Here is a 16,951-nt window from a genome sequence, read left to right as displayed (position 1 = left end):
GCGTCCCCCGCGCGTCCGGACCCGGCCCGGGCGTGCCCCCGCACGCCCGGGCCACCTTACGTCCCCACGAACGGAGCACCCCATGCCGGGCAGGACCCTCCCCCGCCATGCCACCGGAACAGCCGGTGCCGTGCTGGGCCTGCGGCAGAACCTGGCCCAGTTCATGCTGCTGGTGGCTGTCAACGCGCTGGTGGGCGGCACCCTGGGCCAGGAACGCACCGTCATGCCCCTGCTCGCATCCCGGACGTTCCACCTGGACCTGTACACGGGCGCGCTGACCTACATCCTGGCCTTCGGCCTGTCCAAGGCCGCGATGAACTACTTCGCCGGCACGCTCTCGGACAGGTACGGCCGGAAACCCGTCCTCGTGGCGGGCTGGCTGGTGGCAGTGCCCGTACCGCTGATGCTCATCTTCGCCCAGTCCTGGGGCTGGATCGTGGCGGCCAACGTGCTGCTGGGCATCAGCCAGGGCCTCACCTGGTCCACGGCCGTGATCATGAAGATGGACCTCGTCGGCCCCAGGCAGCGTGGCCTGGCCATGGGCTTCAACGAGGCGGCGGGCTACCTGGGCGTCGCCGCCACCGCGCTGGCCACCGGCTACCTGGCAACTGCCTACGGCCTCCGCCCGGCCCCGTTCCTGCTGGGTGCCGCGTTCATTGCCCTGGGACTGGGCCTGACTGTCGTGGCCGTCCGGGAGACCCACCACCATGCCATGGCCGAGGCCTCACAACACGTCGGCGTCCAGAGCAACGCCCATGCCGGCCTCTCCACGGGCCAGGTGTTTACCCTCACCAGCTTCAGGGACCGATCCCTTTCGGCAGCCAGCCAGGCCGGCCTGGTCAACAACCTCAACGACGGCCTGGCCTGGGGCCTCTTCCCCGTCCTGTTCGCCGGCGCAGGCCTGGACCTCGGCCAGATCGGCATCCTGGCGGCCGCGTACCCCGCCGCCTGGGGTGCCGCCCAGCTGGCCACCGGCGCCGCGTCGGACCGGTGGGGACGGAAATGGTTCATCGCGGCCGGCATGCTGGTGCAGGCCGTGGCACTGGGAGTGGTCGCATCAGCGCACAGCTTCGGGCCGTGGCTCGCCGCCGCCGTCGTGCTGGGCCTCGGTACCGCCATGGTCTACCCCACCCTGCTGGCCGCCATCGGAGACGTGGCCCACCCGGCCTGGCGGGCCCGCTCCGTGGGGGTCTACCGGCTGTGGCGCGACGGCGGATTCGCCGTCGGTGCCCTCCTCTCGGGAGTCCTCGCCGACTTCTACGGCATCCCCGCCGCGATCGCCGCCGTCGCGATCCTTACCGCAGCCTCCGGCGCCGTGGTTGCCGTCCGGATGCGCGGCAGCGACCACGCTGCGGGATGACAAACCCCAGCTTCATCCGTGCCCTGCCAGGTACGTGACCAGGCCGTCCACGGTGGCCACCGCAGGGTAGTCGGCCTCCGGGATGTCCACTCCCGTGCCCTCCGCGATGACCTCCACCAGGCGGAGGAAATCCAGCGAGTCCAGTTCCAGGTCCTGGCGCAGCCTGGCGCTGCCCTCCAGGTCTTCGGGCCCCACGTCGGGCGCCACTTTGCCGATGGCGGCCTCCACCGCCTGGCGCGCATCCTGTTCGTTCATGGCTCCTCATCCGTCCGGCTCCCGCTGCTCACAACTTTTCCGGCGCCTGAAGCAGTTCGTCGATGCGGGCCAGGAAACGCCCGCCGCGCAGCCCGTCACTGACCCGGTGGTCCGCGGACAGGGTGGCGATGGCGGCGTGCCGGATGCCGAGCATCCCGTTGTGCGCCCACGGCTGCTCCAGCACCTTGCCGAAGCCCACCATGGCCACCTGCGGCGGGTAGATCACCCCGTACACGCTTTCCACGCCGAGGTCCCCGAGGTTGGTCACTGTGATGGTGGGATCGGCCATCTCCGCGCGCTGAAGCCGCCCCGCCCTGGCCCGGCCGACCAGGTCCCGCAGCTGGTCCATCAGCTGGTCCAGGCTGAGGGTGTCCGCGTGGTGCACCGCCGGGGCCACGATCCCGCCGTGCCGCAGGGCAACGGCGACGCCCAGGTGGACGGCACTGCTGGGATGGAACGCGCCCTTGGTGAAGAACCCGTTCATGTCCGGTTCTTCCTTCGCCGCCAGCGCGGTGGCCTTCAGCAGCAGGGCCGACGGCACCAGCCGCGATGACACGGGCCGCTGCTGGTTCGCCGCCTGCATCCACGCCATCGCCGCCGCCAGGTCCAGGGTGGTGGACAGGTAGTAGTGCGGAATTTCCTTCTTGGAGCGGGACATCAGCGCGCCGATGGCCTGCCGCAGGGTTTCCGCCTTGCCGCCCGCCGCCGTCGTCCGGTTCCGCCCGGGCTGCTCCTCCTCCGGGGTTCCGCGCGGCGCTTCCACGGTTGGGGCTTCCACCGGTTGGGCTTCCGACGGCGGTGCTGCCGCGGGCTTTTCCGCGCCGGCTTCCTTAGCTGGCCGCCCCCGGGGCGGAACGGCGGCGAGCACGTCCTCCTCGGTGACGGCACCGCCCGGGCCCGTCCCCGTGACCGCGGACAGCTGGACGCCGAGTTCGGCGGCCAGCCGCCGGGCCAGCGGCGACGACCGGATGCGGTGCGCTTCGGGTGCTGGTGCCGGCTCCGGCGCCCTGGTGCCGGACGCCGCTGCGGCGCGTTCGACGTCGGCCCTGGTCACCTCGCCGTCCGTGCCGCTGCCGCTGATGCGTCCGACGTCGACCCCCAGCGTGTGCGCAAGGTGCCGGACCGGAGGTGCTGCCTTTGCCTCGCGGTCCGCGGGCGGGGCTGGCGGGAGTTCGGCGGGCGTGGCGGTGATCCGGGCGATGGGGGTGCCCACGTCCACGGTGTCGCCGATGTCCACCAGGAACTCGGCCAGCACGCCTTCCTGGAACGACTCGATGTCCATCACGGTCTTGTCGGTGTCCACGGCCGCCACCAGGTCACCCTTGTGGATGTAGTCCCCGGGCTTGACCAGCCATTCCACCACCTTGCCGTGTTCCATGTCCGCGCCCAGTGACGGCATCCGGAACTCAGCCACCGGCGCCCACGGCCCTTCGCGCGGCGGCCATGACCCGCTCCACGGACGGCAGCGCGGCCTGCTCCAGGTGCTTGGCGTACGGGACAGGGACCTCCAGGCTGCACACCCGCTCCACCGGCGCGTCCAGGTCGAAGAAGGCCTGCTCGGCGATCCTGGCCGCGATCTCGGCCGAGATGCTGCCGCTGCGCCAGCCTTCGTCCACCACCACGGCGCGGTGCGTCTTTTCCACGCTGGCGAGGACGGTGTGCATGTCCAGTGGGCGGAGGGAGCGGAGGTCGATGACGTCGGCGTCGATCCCTTCCCCGGCCAGTTGACCGGCCGCGTCCAGCACCATGGGCAAGGTGCCGCCGTAGGTGATGAGCGTCAGGCCCTGCCCGCCTCCGTTCCCTTGCCGCAGGACCGCCGCCTTGTCGATGTCCACGGCGCCGGCATCGTCGTCGAGCTCGCCGGCCACGTTGTACAGGGAACCGTGCTCGAAGATCAGCACCGGGTCCGGGTCCTGCAGCGCGGTCCAGAGCATACCGCGGGCGTCGGCCAGGGTGGCCGGGGCAAGGATGCGCAGCCCCGGAATGTGGGCATACCAGCCCTCCAGGCTGTGCGAGTGCTGGGCCCCGAGCTGACGGCCGGCGCCGGTGGTCATCCGGATGACGATGGGCACGTTGAACTGGCCGCCGGACATGTGCAGCAGGGTGGCCGCGTTGTTGATGATCTGGTCCAGCGCCAGCAGGCTGAAATTGACGGTCATGATCTCGACGACGGGCCGCATCCCGCCCAGCGCAGACCCGATCCCTGCCCCCACGAAGCCGGACTCGGACAGCGGGGTATCGCGGATCCGTTCAGGCCCGAATTCCTCCAGCAGCCCCAGGCTCACGGCGAAACTGCCGCCGTACCGGCCCACGTCCTCGCCCATGAGGAACACCCGTTCGTCCCGCTGCATGGCCTCGCGCAGCGCGGCACGCATGGCTTCCCGGTAGGTGGTTTTCATCCTTCCGCCCTGCCTTTCCCGGCCCCGTCGCCGGCACTGACATTGCCACTGTCGCTTTCGGCCCGGTCGCTGTACACGAACCGTGCCAGTTCGGACACCGGTTCCGGCGTCCCGTTCTCGGCGAACCCGACGGCGGTGCTGATCTCCGCGTCCACGTCCGCCGTAAGTGCGGCCCAGTCTTTCTCCGGCAGCCGTCCCGCCGCCCGCATGGCACCTTGCAGCAGGCTGATGGGGTCCCGTTCCATCCACTGCGCCACCTCGGCTTTCTCCCGGTACAGCTCCGGATCGAACATGGAGTGGGCGCGGAAGCGGTACGTGCGCAGTTCCAGGAAGTGCGGGCCGCCGCCGGACCGGACGGCGTCCACGGCACGCCTGGCTGCTTCCTCGACCGCGAGCACGTCCATGCCGTCCACGGCCCAGGCGGGGATTTCATACCCGGCGGCCTTGAGCGCGATGTCCGTCTGGGACTCGGAACGGCCCAGCGCGGTTCCCATGGCGTAAAGGTTGTTTTCGCAGCAGAACAGCACCGGCAGCTGCCACAGCGCTGCCAGGTTCATGCTTTCGTGGAACTCGCCTTCGGCCACCGCGCCTTCGCCGAAGAAGCAGACGGTGACCCGCTGGCGCCCGGACATCCGGTCCGCGAGCGCCAGGCCGACGGCAAGCGGCAGGCCCCCTGCCACGATCGCGTTTCCGCCGTAGAAGCGGGTGGCGGCGTCGAAGAGGTGCATGGATCCGCCGCGGCCGCGGCAGCATCCTTCCGCGTGGCCGTACATTTCGGCCAGGATGGCTCCGGCGGAGACGCCGCGAAGGAGGGCGTGCCCGTGTTCCCGGTAGGTGGCCACCACGGCATCCTCGGGTGCCAGGGTTTCCATTACCCCGGCCGCCACGGCTTCCTCGCCGATGTAGACGTGCAGGAAGCCGCGGATTTTGGCGGCGCTGTACAGCTCGATGCATTTTTCCTCGAGCCGGCGCACCCGCAGCATCTGCCGCAGCAGGTGGAGGGCATGCTCCGCGTCCGGGACGGCCTGGTTCTTGAGGGTACTCACGGCTGGTCCTTCAGTGTCATGGCCGGTCCTGCCGGTGACTCGAGTGTTGAGGTGTCGCCTTCGGGCAGCCCCAGCTCGCGGGATTTGAGGAGCCGCCGCAGGATCTTGCCGCTGCGGGTCTTGGGCAGGGTGGCGGTGAAGTCGAGCAGCCGGGGTGCCACGGCGGCGCCGAGCCGTTTCCGTGCGAACCCGATGATGTCCAGCTGCAGCTCCTCCGTGGGCTCGTTGCCAGGCTTGAGCTCCACGAAGGCCTTGACCACTTCGCCGGCCACGGGGTCCGGCACGCCGATCACGCCCGCTTCGGCGACGGCCGGGTGCTCCATCAGGCAGCTTTCCACTTCGAAGGGCCCGATCAGGTGGCCGGAGGACTTGATCACGTCGTCGCCGCGGCCCACGAACCAGAAGTAGCCATCGCCGTCGCGCTTTGCCAGGTCCCCGGTGAGGTACCAGCCGCCGGCGAAGCACCGCCGGTACCGTTCCTCCTCGTTGAGGTAGCCGCGGAACATGGACGGCCAGCCGGGCCGCAGCGCCAGCTCACCCATGGCGTCCGGCTCGGTAACCAGGACCGCCTTGCCGTCCCGGAGCACGGGCTTGCCGTCGGCGTCCCGGGCCACCAGGGCGGCCTCGATGCCGGGCAGTGGCCGGCCCATGGAGCCCGGACGGATGTCCATGGCGGGGTAGTTGGCGATCATGATCCCGCCCGTTTCGGTCTGCCACCAGTTGTCGTGCACCGGCAGGCCCAGCACGTCCTGGCCCCACACCACTGCCTCGGGGTTCAGCGGCTCCCCCACGCTGGCGATGAAGCGCAGCGCGGAGAGGTCATGGCCGGCGGCTCGTTCCGCGCCTGCCTTCATGAGCATCCGCAGGGCCGTGGGGGCGGTGTACCAGACGGTGACGCGCTGCTCCGCGAGGATGCGGTACCAGCGGTCGGCGTCCAGCTCCTCCTCGTCCACGATGGCGGTGACCCCGTGCACCAGCGGCGCGATGATGCCGTAGGACGTGCCGGTCACCCAGCCGGGATCGGCGGTACACCAGTAGATGTCATCGGGGTGCAGGTCCAGCGCGTAGAGGCCGGTGGCATAGTGGGCCGCGACGGCGCCATGGACATGGATGGCACCCTTGGGCGTGCCCGTGGTGCCGCTGGTGAAGTGCAGCAGGGCCATGTCCTCCGGCTGGGTGTCCGCGACCGCGTCGATTGGGTCAGCCCCAGCCAGGAGCCGGGCCAGGTCCAGGGTTCCCGGTTCGGGGCTGCCGTCCGCGTCCACCAGCAGGACGTGGCGGAGTTCGGGAAGGGTGTCCCGGAGCGGCGCAACCTTTTTGCGGTAGAGCGTTTTGGTGGTCACCAGTACCCGGCCGGCCCCCAGGTGCAGCCGCTGCCGGACAGGCTCGGGGCCAAAGGCGGAAAAGAGCGGGCAGAAGACGCTGCCGTTCTTGAAGGTGCCCAGCACGGCCACGTACAGCCCGGGGCTGCGGCCCAGGAGCGAGAAGACCCGCTCGCCCCGCCCCACCCCAAGGCTTCGAAGTACGGCGGCGAACCTGTTGGTCTGGTCCGCAAGGTCGCCGTAGCTCAGGGACCGGGTGCCGCCGTCGGCCTGCACAAAGCGCAGGGCTTCCTTGCCGCCGCGGCCTTCCGCAACGTGGCGGTCAATGGCTTCGTAGGCAATGTTGAGGCCGCGGCCGCCGGGCAGCCCAGCCAGCGCCTGCCGTGCCTGGTCCCAGCTGAAGTCCCGCCGGGCGGCATCATAATCGGCCAAATTGGGCTGGACCGGGAAGGCTGCCACGTCCTTGGTGATGGCAGGCCAGCGCGTGGACCCCTCGGTTCCGGTGGCCATGGTGCTCCTCTGGTCCATCATGTTCCTTTGTTATGGGTGGAACCGCTGTGGGCTAGAACCCCGAGGGCTCGGTTTCGAGCTCCGGTTCGCCGGGCTGGTACTCGTGGTGCAGCGGCCGCAGGGCCTCGGTCCGCGGATGCCAGAACAGCGCGTCGTAACGGTCGCCCATCCGGGTGGGCACATAGTTGCCCCTCTCCCGGCGTGGGTTGTACACCACGCCGATGGCCCGGTGCCCGCGCCAGGACGTCAGCCACCGCCCGGCCCGTTCCGGACCGAACACCAGCACCGACGGTTCGCCCAGCGCCTCGTGGAGGAGGTCCTCGTGGCTCCCGCCGCCCGTTCCCCGCCGTGTTCATCCCGGTGGCCCTGGGCCGCCGTCATTCCCTGGTCTCCGGCCGGGCGCGCCCCACCGGGGACGGCAGGAGGTACTGCCGGAACCAGTCCGCGGCCAGGGTGGCCGCCATGGCCAAGGTGCCCGGTTCCTCGAACAGGTGGGTGGCCCCGGGAACGATCTCCAGCCGCGTGGGGGCATGCATTTGCGCCATGGCCTGGCGGTTGAGGGCCAGCACCTGGGTGTCCGCCCCGCCCACGATCAGCAGGGTGGGGGCCTTCACGGCGGGAAGCCGCGGCCCGGCAAGGTCCGGCCGGCCGCCCCTGGAGACGACGGCCTCAACCTGGGCGCCGGGCTCGGCTGCAGCCCACAGAGCGGCGCCGGCCCCGGTGCTCGCGCCGAAGTAGCCGATCCGGCCGGCGGACCCGTCGTGGCGCGCTTCCAGCCAATGGGTGGCGGAGGAGAGGCGCTGGGCCAGCAGGGCGATATCGAACACGTTGGCCCGGTTCACCTCCTCCGTGGGTGTGAGCAGGTCAAGGAGCAGGGTGCCAAGGCCAACCCCATGCAGGACGGAGGCCACGAAGCGGTTGCGCGGGCTGTGCCGGCTGCTGCCGCTGCCGTGGGCAAAGAGGACCGTGCCGTCACACCTGGCGGGCAGGTAGAGGCTGCCCCGCAGTGTCACCGTTCCCGCCGGAATCTCAACATTCTCTTCCAGGCTCCCGTCTTCCCCTTCCTCGGCGCGGTGGCGGGGCGGGGACGCGGCGGCGTCGAGCAGCTGCACCACCTCGCCATCCTCCGTGGGCGAGAAGTCGTGGTAGTAGTAGCCCACGGCCTGGAAGTTTTGGGGTGAAAGCAGGCAGACGACGTCGTCCGGTTCCTTGAGCTCCACGACGGCGCGGGCAGGGGCAACAGGAACGGCAAGGATGACTCTTGCCGCACCGAGTTGCCGGGCCACTTGGCAGGCCGCCCTGGCGGTGGAGCCGGTGGCGATGCCGTCATCCACGATGATGGCCGTGCGGCCGGTGAGGTCGATGCGCCGGCGCCCCTGGCGGAACCTCGCCACCCTGCTTTCCAGCAGGGCGCGTTCATGGCGTTCAACCTGCTGCAGGTCCTCCTGGGTCACCCGGGCCATGGAAATGGTGCGCGGATCCAGGACCCGGACATTGCCCTCCCCGATGGCTCCCATGGCCACCTCGGGCTGGAACGGAACCCCCAGTTTCCGCACCACGATCACATCCAGCGGCGCGTCCAGGGCCTTGGCTACCTCGAACGCCACCGGGACGCCGCCCCGGGGCAGTCCCAGCACCACAACGTCCTTTCCGCGCAGGGGGGCGAGCCGTTTACCCAGCCGCCGCCCGGCGTCGGACCTGTCATGAAACGCAACCATAGCCATCACCCGTTATGCGTGATTTCTTCCCCGGGCAGGGCTCCAGCCGCCGGGCTCCAGGACATTCGAAGGACAAAATGGGCGTCGGAACTGCTCTTTGCAATCACCGCCCCTGCGTCCCCCGCGAGCTTCACCCCGAACTCGATCTCTATTTGTTCGGGGGTGAGTTCCGCCATGGCCTCCAGTGCTGCGCGGGCGGCCGGGCGGACGCTGGCAAGAGCGTCTTCCAGCCGCCTGCCTGTGTCCAGGATCCCCTGTTCATTGCGGGCAGGATGGTCCACGCCGTAGCTGTCGTCCGCAGTCTCAACCAGCACTGTTCCGGAGCCCACTTCGTAACGCAGCACTTCAGTCATGGCGGATGCCTCCGCTAATGCGAGATGCGGAGATTGTGATGGGCTTCCGTGCTGGGCTTAATGGCCACCGCGGTGACCACCAGCGCTACTGCCCCGGCGATCCACGATGTCCATGCAGCGCCCGTCGCGCCCGTGTAGGACCCCACCCACGGCGAGAGGACCAGCGCAGCGGCCAGCACGGCCTGTGCCCATTCCATCGCCGGCATTCCCGGCATGGCCAGGTTGATGACGCCGCTGACCACCAGGAGCCCGCCGAAGAGGAGCATGAGCGTGGTGGACATGCTTTGCTGCCGCGTCCACAGGACCGCAATAGCGGTGAAGAGACCGGCGGCGACTGTTACGTAGTCCTGCCACCGATACCACTTTTTCACTGAACTTTCCTTTCTGTTGCGGGCGGCACGCCCTGTGCGTGTCCGCCCCGCAGGCCCCAGCTTCCCGCGGTTTAAGTCAACGCCCGGCAACAGCGGGGTGCTAGGGCAGAAAGACCTACGAGGCCCTTGCGGTCCTGGTACTCAGTGTTACTATCTACTGGTAGTCAGCAGCACTAAGTAGCAATGAGGAGTCCCCAATGGGCAAGCAAATGACCGAGATGCTCAAGGGCACCCTGGAGGGCATCGTCCTTGCCATCCTCGCCGCGCAGCCCGCCTACGGGTACGAAATAACGGCCCGGCTGCGGGAGGAGGGCTTCGCCGACATTGTCGAGGGCACGGTGTACGCGCTGCTGGTCCGCATAGAACAGCGCGGCCTCGTGGACGTCGCAAAGGTCCCATCCGAAAAGGGGCCACCCCGCAAGGTCTACACACTGAACACGGCAGGCAGCGCCTACCTGGACGAGTTCTGGAGCACCTGGAGCTTCATCGCCGAACGGATAGAGCACCTCCACCACAACAAAAACCAGCCACAGGAACAAGGAGAACAACCATGACGCAGGGATGGATCGAGAAAGTCACCGGCCCGTTCGACGACAAAAAGCGTTGGCGCCAGTACAAGGCGCGCAAAGAGCAGCTGCCCGGCAGCTACCGCACCACCATTGACGCCCTTGAGCGCTATTTCACCTATGCCGGGGCCATCGTCAAGGGCGACGTCCTCATGCAAATGCTCGAAGACCTGGCGGACCTGGTGGAAGGGGCCGCCGCTGACGGTACGGCCATTCGGGACATCGTGGGGGACGATCCGGTGGAGTTCGCCGAAACCTTCATCAGCAACTACTCCGACGGCCAGTGGATCAACAAGGAGCGGCAGCGCCTGACGGACTCCATCAACAGGGCCGCCGCCGACGGCGCCTGACCACCGCCAAGGGAAAGGACCGGCCATGACCCATGACCAGGCCCCGGCACCCGCCATCCGGGTACAGGGCATCGAAAAGTCGTTCAAGGGCCTGCGCGTTCTGCGGGGCGTCGACTTCGACGTGCCGCCGGGAAGCATTTTCGCGCTCCTGGGCTCCAACGGCGCCGGAAAGACCACGCTGGTGCGCATCCTGTCCACGCTGCTGCGGGCGGATGCGGGCACCGCCATGGTGAACGGGTACGACGCCGGCGCGGAGCCGGAGGGCGTGCGCGGCTCCATCAGCCTCACAGGCCAGTTCGCCGCGGTGGACGACGTGCTGACCGGGCGGGAGAACCTGGTGCTGATGGCCAGGCTGCGGCACCTGCGGAGCCCTGGGGAGATTGCCGGCCAGCTCCTTGCCAGGTTTTCCCTCACCGAGGCCGGGAACCGCAGGGTGTCCACCTACTCCGGCGGGATGCGCCGGAGACTGGACATCGCCATGAGCCTGGTTGGCAGCCCGCCGGTCATCATCCTGGACGAGCCCACCACCGGCCTGGACCCGCAGGCCCGCCTTGACGTCTGGCAGACCGTGCGCCAACTTGCTGCCCGCGGAACCACGGTGCTGCTCACCACGCAGTACCTCGAGGAGGCCGAACACCTGGCCGACCGGATAGCCATCCTGCACCAGGGCACCATCATCAGGAACGGAACCCTGGCCGAACTCAAGCGGCTGCTTCCGGCCGCCACGGTGGAATACGTCGAGAAGCAGCCCTCGCTGGAGGACGTCTTCCTCGCCCTCGTCGGGGACCCGGCCAAGGACGGCTCCGAAAGCACCACCGGCGCACGAAAGGAAATGCCATGACCACCCATATCCTCAGCGACACACGGGTCCTGGCCGGACGCTCGCTCCGCCATATCCTGCGCAGCCCGGACACCATCATCACCACCGCCGTCACACCGGTGGCCATGATGCTGTTGTTCGTCTACGTGTTCGGCGGCGCGATCAACACCGGCTCCGGCGGCCCGTACGTCAACTACCTGCTCCCCGGGATCATGCTCATCACCATCTCGTCCGGCGTCGCCTACACCGCCTACCGGTTGTTCCTGGACCTGCAGGGCGGCATATTCGAACGGTTCACCTCCATGCCGGTGGCCAGGGGCAGCGTCCTGTGGGCCCACGTGCTCACGTCACTGGCCGCCAACTTCGGGGCACTGGCCGCCGTGGTGGGCGTTGCGCTGCTGATGGGATTCCGCAGCGGAGCCTCCGTGGCCGCCTGGCTCGCCGTCGTCGGAATCCTCGCCCTCTTCACGCTGGCACTGACCTGGATCGCCGTGATCGCCGGGCTGCTGGCGAAAACCGTGGACGGGGCCAGCGGTTTCAGCTACCCGCTGATTTTCCTGCCGTTCATCAGCTCCGCTTTTGTTCCCACCGGTTCCATGCCCGGCCCGGTGGCCTGGTTCGCCGAGAACCAGCCGGTGACGTCCATCGTCGATGCCATCCGTGCCTTGCTGGCGCAGGAAGCCGTGGGCAGCGGCATTTGGACGGCCCTGGCCTGGCTGGCGGGACTTCTCGTGGCAGCCAGCGCAGTCGCCGCCGCCGTATACCGCCGAAAGTTCACCTGAACCCGGCACCGGCGGCAACCCGGAACCTGATTCACTGCCAACTCACAGCGATTGCCCCTGCACAACTCGGCATCTGTATGCAAGAGTGGCGTCAACGCTGGGGCGCTGTAGAGACCGACGACAGGGGCCGCGTGTGTACCGAATATCAGCCCGCTCAACCGCTGTTCGGCGGCGGCCCTCACCCGCGCTGCTGCCACTGCTGGCCCTGCTGCTGTTCGCGCTCGTGGCCTGCCAGGGTCCAGCACCGGCATCGCCTCCCGATTCCCAAAGCGCCACGCCATCCGAAAGCCCCGAGGCGGACCCAACACCCACAGAGACCCCAGGCACCGCCGTCGATCCGCAGGGCACCCCCACGGCCGCCGGAGCCCCCGGCCACGTATTCGTGATCAACCTGGAGAACAAGAGCTACGACTCCGTGTGGGGTGGCAACTCCGCCGCGCCTTACCTGTCCGGAACCCTCCGGAAGAAGGGCGTGCTGCTGCAGAACTACTACGGCATCGCCCACAACTCGCTGCCCAACTACCTGGCCCAGATTTCCGGCCAGCGGCCCAACGACAATACGGAGCAGGACTGCCGCACCTACACGGAGTTCAACACCACGGGCAGCGACGGGGACGGCACCCTGCAGGGCAACGGCTGCCTCTACCCGGACCAGGCGCAGACCATCGCCGGGCAGCTGAGCGCGTCTGGCAAGACGTGGAAGGGGTACATGGAGGACATGCAGCAGCCCTGTGAGCACCCTGTCCCCGGCGAACCCGACAACCACATCCGGGCGACCGCCGATGAGATGTACTCCACGCACCACAACCCCTTCGTCTACTTCCACGCCATCACGTCGTCCCCGGACTGCGTGAAGAACGTGGTGAACTTTTCGGCGCTGGCAAAAGACCTGAAATCCGCAGCCACCACTCCAAACCTTGCCTACATCACGCCCAACCTCTGCCACGACGGGCATGACGAATCCTGCGCCGACGGCACCCGCGGGGGACTGAGGGCCGTGGACTCGTGGCTTAAGGCCCATGTGCCGGCCATCCTGTCCTCCCCCGCATACAAGCAGGACGGCGTGCTGGTCATCACCTTCGACGAGGCCGAGGGCGACACGGCCGGGCCGTCCGCCGGAGACGCCGGGAGCCCCGGAGGCGGTGCAGCCGGCGGCAAGGTGGGTGCCCTGGTGCTGTCCCCGTTCAGCCCGGCAGGGGCCACATCGGACCAGCCGTACAACCACTACAGCCTGCTGGCCACCATGGAGGACATCTTCCACCTGCCGCGGCTCGGGATGGCCGGCGACCCGGGCGTGCAGGCCTTTGGCGGCGATGTCTTCCGGCAGGCTTCCTAAGATGGGCTTCCCGGGGCAGGGACGACGGCCCGGTGTCCCGGCCGCCGCCTTGACCGTGGCGGCCCTGGTGCTGCTCGCCGTCGTGGTTCCCGTTGCCCTGCGCCCCGGGACCTCGTCCGGAACCAACGGAGGGATCTCCAAGATCAAGCACGTGGTGATCATTACCCAGGAGAACAGGTCCTTCGACAGCTACTTCGGCACCTACCCGGGTGCCGACGGCATTCCCATGCAGGACGGCAAGCCTGCCGTTTGCCTGCCGGACCCGGCGCGCGGAGGTTGCGTTGCGCCGTTCTACGATTCATCAGACAGCAACGACGGCGGCCCGCACAGTCCGGCCGACGCGGCGGCTGACATCAACAACGGTGCCATGGACGGGTTCGTGGCCCAGGCGGAAAAGGGCATTGCCCATTGCGAGGCGACCGCCACCGACTGCACGTACAAGACCAGGCGCACCGACGTGATGGGCTACCACGACCGAAAACAGCTGCCGACCTACTGGACATACGCCGACAATTTCGTGCTTCAGGACCACATGTTCACCTCCGCCGCAGCCGGAAGCCTGCAGGCCCACCTCTACATGGTGTCCGAGTGGTCGGCCAAGTGCACGAAGCCCGGGGAGCCGTCGTCGTGCGTGGATGCACTGGATGGCCTGGACAATGAACCTGAAAAGGCGGAGTTCGATGACAGCCTGATCGGCGAATGCCAGGCAGACCAGGACCTGCAGACCTGCCGCGACGCCCTCGGGGAGGCAGGCAGTGGCCCCGACCTTGCCGTCCAAACCCAGCAGCTGGCAACGGCCAGCTGCAAACGCACCGATTCCTACGCCACCTGCAAGGCCGCCGTCGACGCAGCACCATTCCCGGCCGCGCTGAAGGAGAAGCTGGCAGCAGCAGCCAAGAACCTGAAACAGCCCAATTACGCCTGGACCGACCTGACCTACCTGCTCCACAAACACAATGTGCCGTGGGCCTACTACGTCTTCAGCGGCACCGAGCCGGACTGCCGCAACGATGCCGCCACGTGCGCCCCCGTTGAGCAGGATGCCGAAACGCCGGGGCGGTGGAATCCGCTGCCGTACTTCGACACGGTCAAGGAGGACGGCGAGCAAGGCAACATCAAACCGCTTGCCGGTTTCTACGACGACGCCAGGCAGGGCAGGCTGCCGGCCGTCAGTTGGGTGGCACCCAGCGACGAGGTCAGCGAACATCCCCCGGCCAAGGTCAGCACCGGCCAGCAGTATGTTGCCGGGCTGGTCAACGCGATCATGAGCGGCCCGGACTGGGACAGCACCGCCATCTTCCTGAACTGGGACGACTGGGGCGGGTTCTATGACCATGTCCAGCCACCTGCGGTGGACAACAGCGGCTACGGCCTGCGCGTCCCCGCCATGGTCATCAGCCCCTACGCGAAGAAGGGCTACATCGACCATCAGATCCTCAGCCAGGACGCCTACTTCAAATTCATCGAGGACGATTTCCTGGGCGGCGAAAGGATCGACCCCGCCACCGACGGCCGGCCCGACAACCGCCCCGGGGTCCGGGAGAACAACCCGCAACTGGGCGATCTGGCCAACGCCTTCGACTTCAACCAGACACCGCTGCCGCCATTGATCCTGCCCAACGCCACCACCTACTGACGCCTGCGTCCAGGACGCGGCTCCCAGGAGGAGCCGGCAGTGCAGTCAGCCGCATCCTGTACTACCTGCTCCAGGTCGCCGGTGCGGTGCAGCACCTCCATCTGCCGCACGGCGCCGGTGCCGGTGTTGAGTACCGCGTCCACCAGGGCCTCCACCCGGGGCAGGTCACCCATGTCTTCCAGCGCCCCACGGATGTGGTTCAGCAGGGAATTCACGACGGCGAGCGCGGACGCCGGGCGGTGCGTGTGCGGGTCCAGCAGTTCTCCCCGCAGCCCCCACCGGCTTGCTTTCCAGGCGGCCAGCCGAAGCAGCGCCGAGGGCGCCGACACCGGCTCGATGCCCTCGCGCCATTCCCGCGCGGACGTTTCCACCAGGCCCCTGGCAATTCCCGCCAGCATGACGGTGTTCTCCGGCCGCAGGCACACGTCGGCCACGCGGATCTCTACTGTGGGGTAGTGCCGCGAGAGGCGGGCATCGAAGTAGACCATGCCCTCGTCCAGGGCGACGCCGGTGCTCACCATGTCGTGCACCAGCTGGTGGTAGGCGTCCGGGGTCCCCAGGATGTCCAGCGGACCGGCCGAGGGCCAGCGGTTCCAGACCTGGGAGCGGTAGCTGGCGTAGCCGCTGTCCTGGCCGTGCCAGAACGGTGAGTTGGCGCTGAGCGCGATAAGCACCGGCAGCCAGATACGCATCCGGTCCAGCACGGCCACGGCTTCCTCCGGCGACTCCACCGAAACGTGGATGTGGCACCCGCAGGTGAGCTGTTCCCTGGCGGTCAGCCCGTATTCCTCCGTCATTGCCCTGAATCTCCGGAGCTGTACGGGATGCGGGTCGGCCGGGAGCGGCGAGGTGCCCAACGCGGCCACCCTGACGCCGATGTCCCCTGCCGCCTGCCGGGCGATACCCCGCCCGGCAATGATGTCCTGTTCCAGCCGTGCCAGGGTGGCGTGGGGCGGGGTGACCACCTCGATCATTTCCTGCTGGAACTCAGCGGCCAGGACGGGCCCGGCTCCGGCCTGCAGGGGGCGGACGTACAGGTTCAGGAGTGCTCCGGCCATCGGCACGGCTTCCCCGTTTGCGGGGTCCACCAGGAGCAGCTCCTCCTCGACGCCGAACGTCCGCCTGCCTGCGCCCGCGCCTCCGTTGCCGTCATTGCCGTAGGTGTCCATCGCCGTCGTCCTTCTCCCGTTGCCTGCTCATGGAGCGTCCAGGCCTGGATCCTGCCTTTTCAGGACTAGTAAGTAAACTTATTTGTTTTAAGGTACGCCCAGGACTGCAGTTGGTACAGGGTCTGCACCAGGCATGCCCGTGTGGTTAGGGGATGCAAACCTTCGTGGCAGAGGGGTCCCTGCAGTGCTTTACTGCCAGCATGTCTGAAACTCTCAAGCTGAGCCGCAACGAACCGCACGACAGCAGCGTGGCATCCCGCCTGAACTGGCTGCGGGCCGGTGTCCTGGGCGCGAACGACGGCATCGTCTCCGTGGCGGCAACTGTGGTGGGCGTGGCCGGGGTGACCAACGACCTCGCGCCAATCCTGGTGGCAGGCACCGCGGCGGTGGTGGGCGGCGCCGTGTCCATGGCGTTGGGCGAATACGTTTCCGTGAGCAGCCAAAGCGACAGCCAGCGGGCACTGATCGAAAAGGAACGCCAGGAGCTCAGGGACGATCCCGACGGCGAACTGGCAGAGCTTGCGCACATCTACCAGGCAAAGGGACTCAGCGAAGCCACGGCCCGGACAGTTGCCGAAGAATTGACGGCAAAGGACGCACTGAAGGCACACCTGTCTGCCGAACTGAACATCGACGAAGAGGAAGTGGTCAGCCCCTGGCACGCGGCCTTCGCCTCCGCCATCGCGTTCACCGTCGGCGCCGTGCTGCCTATGCTGGCCATCATCTTCCCGCCCGAAGGGGCGCGCATCCCGGTCACGTTCGTCGCCGTCATCCTGGCGCTCGCGCTGACCGGCACCGTCAGCGCCAAAATCGGCGGCAGCTCCAAGCGCAAGGCCACCATCCGGCTGGTGGTTGGCGGGGCGCTTGCCATGGCCTTCACGTTCGCAGTGGGAAGCCTCCTGGGCACCACCGGCATCGCCTAGCCCTTCTCGAACCCAGCCACTTCCCACATTCCGCT

At 68.2% G+C, this 16,951-nt stretch carries 18 protein-coding genes; 8 read left to right on the top strand and 10 right to left on the bottom strand.

The features are described 5' to 3' along the window. The first annotated feature begins 82 nt into the window (after window positions 1–82). Window positions 83–1,360: an MFS transporter gene (locus ACV095_RS04305; RefSeq protein WP_478222964.1), complete on the top strand. Its 1,278-nt coding sequence runs from the start codon at window positions 83–85 to the stop codon at window positions 1,358–1,360. Window positions 1,361–1,372: 12 nt separating this feature from the next. Here ACV095_RS04305 and ACV095_RS04300 read toward each other — a convergent pair whose 3' ends face one another. From ACV095_RS04300 to ACV095_RS04260, 9 genes are all read right to left on the bottom strand, one after another. Then, complete coding sequence (locus tag ACV095_RS04300) at window positions 1,373–1,615, bottom strand: acyl carrier protein (RefSeq protein ID WP_056392768.1); 243 nt, start codon at window positions 1,613–1,615, stop codon at window positions 1,373–1,375. A 28-nt stretch (window positions 1,616–1,643) separates the two neighbouring features. After that, window positions 1,644–3,029 (bottom strand): dihydrolipoamide acetyltransferase family protein, encoded by a 1,386-nt coding sequence (locus ACV095_RS04295; protein ID WP_223992552.1) that lies wholly within the window; start codon window positions 3,027–3,029, stop codon window positions 1,644–1,646. Further along, entirely contained in the window at window positions 3,022–4,014 is a 993-nt protein-coding gene (locus tag ACV095_RS04290; protein ID WP_223992553.1) for an alpha-ketoacid dehydrogenase subunit beta, read from the bottom strand. Before ACV095_RS04290 ends, ACV095_RS04295 begins: the two co-directional genes overlap by 8 nt. After that, a complete protein-coding gene (gene pdhA / locus ACV095_RS04285) occupies window positions 4,011–5,060 on the bottom strand; it encodes a pyruvate dehydrogenase (acetyl-transferring) E1 component subunit alpha (protein ID WP_223992554.1) in 1,050 nt (349 codons plus the stop codon). Before pdhA ends, ACV095_RS04290 begins: the two co-directional genes overlap by 4 nt. Then, on the bottom strand, window positions 5,057–6,892 hold the full coding sequence (acsA, locus tag ACV095_RS04280; RefSeq protein WP_478223416.1) for an acetate--CoA ligase: 1,836 nt from the start codon (window positions 6,890–6,892) through the stop codon (window positions 5,057–5,059). The genes pdhA and acsA overlap by 4 nt, the downstream gene beginning before the upstream one ends. Before the next feature lie 52 nt (window positions 6,893–6,944). Continuing rightward, window positions 6,945–7,178: an erythromycin esterase family protein gene (locus tag ACV095_RS04275; RefSeq protein WP_478222963.1), complete on the bottom strand. Its 234-nt coding sequence runs from the start codon at window positions 7,176–7,178 to the stop codon at window positions 6,945–6,947. Window positions 7,179–7,269: 91 nt separating this feature from the next. Continuing rightward, complete coding sequence (locus ACV095_RS04270) at window positions 7,270–8,610, bottom strand: phosphoribosyltransferase family protein (protein WP_478222962.1); 1,341 nt, start codon at window positions 8,608–8,610, stop codon at window positions 7,270–7,272. Between the two features lie 5 nt (window positions 8,611–8,615). Continuing rightward, window positions 8,616–8,963, bottom strand: a complete 348-nt coding sequence (locus tag ACV095_RS04265; RefSeq protein ID WP_018768809.1) for a CU044_2847 family protein — start codon at window positions 8,961–8,963, stop codon at window positions 8,616–8,618. A 14-nt stretch (window positions 8,964–8,977) separates the two neighbouring features. Further along, window positions 8,978–9,334: an SPW repeat domain-containing protein gene (locus tag ACV095_RS04260; RefSeq protein WP_144601347.1), complete on the bottom strand. Its 357-nt coding sequence runs from the start codon at window positions 9,332–9,334 to the stop codon at window positions 8,978–8,980. 197 nt (window positions 9,335–9,531) lie between these two features. Between ACV095_RS04260 and ACV095_RS04255 the strand changes: the two genes are divergently transcribed. From ACV095_RS04255 to ACV095_RS04230, 6 genes are all read left to right on the top strand, one after another. Continuing rightward, entirely contained in the window at window positions 9,532–9,888 is a 357-nt protein-coding gene (locus tag ACV095_RS04255) for a PadR family transcriptional regulator (protein WP_056392760.1), read from the top strand. Then, complete coding sequence (locus ACV095_RS04250; protein ID WP_018768812.1) at window positions 9,885–10,250, top strand: DUF1048 domain-containing protein; 366 nt, start codon at window positions 9,885–9,887, stop codon at window positions 10,248–10,250. The genes ACV095_RS04255 and ACV095_RS04250 overlap by 4 nt, the downstream gene beginning before the upstream one ends. A 25-nt stretch (window positions 10,251–10,275) precedes the next feature. After that, window positions 10,276–11,091 (top strand): ABC transporter ATP-binding protein, encoded by an 816-nt coding sequence (locus ACV095_RS04245; protein WP_478222961.1) that lies wholly within the window; start codon window positions 10,276–10,278, stop codon window positions 11,089–11,091. Then, complete coding sequence (locus ACV095_RS04240) at window positions 11,088–11,852, top strand: ABC transporter permease (protein WP_018768814.1); 765 nt, start codon at window positions 11,088–11,090, stop codon at window positions 11,850–11,852. Before ACV095_RS04245 ends, ACV095_RS04240 begins: the two co-directional genes overlap by 4 nt. Before the next feature lie 133 nt (window positions 11,853–11,985). Further along, window positions 11,986–13,188, top strand: coding sequence for an alkaline phosphatase family protein (locus ACV095_RS04235; RefSeq protein WP_478222960.1), 1,203 nt, complete (start codon window positions 11,986–11,988; stop codon window positions 13,186–13,188). Between the two features lies 1 nt (window position 13,189). After that, a complete protein-coding gene (locus ACV095_RS04230) occupies window positions 13,190–14,824 on the top strand; it encodes a phospholipase C (protein WP_056392752.1) in 1,635 nt (544 codons plus the stop codon). Here the strand turns inward: ACV095_RS04230 and ACV095_RS04225 are convergent. Next, on the bottom strand, window positions 14,818–15,993 hold the full coding sequence (locus ACV095_RS04225) for a carboxylate-amine ligase (protein ID WP_018768817.1): 1,176 nt from the start codon (window positions 15,991–15,993) through the stop codon (window positions 14,818–14,820). The genes ACV095_RS04230 and ACV095_RS04225 overlap by 7 nt on opposite strands. Before the next feature lie 200 nt (window positions 15,994–16,193). Between ACV095_RS04225 and ACV095_RS04220 the strand changes: the two genes are divergently transcribed. Further along, on the top strand, window positions 16,194–16,916 hold the full coding sequence (locus ACV095_RS04220) for a VIT1/CCC1 transporter family protein (RefSeq protein ID WP_134164075.1): 723 nt from the start codon (window positions 16,194–16,196) through the stop codon (window positions 16,914–16,916). Window positions 16,917–16,951: the final 35 nt, after the last annotated feature.

This window comes from Arthrobacter sp. JDC6, assembly GCF_056484025.1.
The sequence above is the reverse complement of the archived record's forward strand: the minus strand, read 5'-3'. Positions and strand labels throughout refer to the sequence as shown.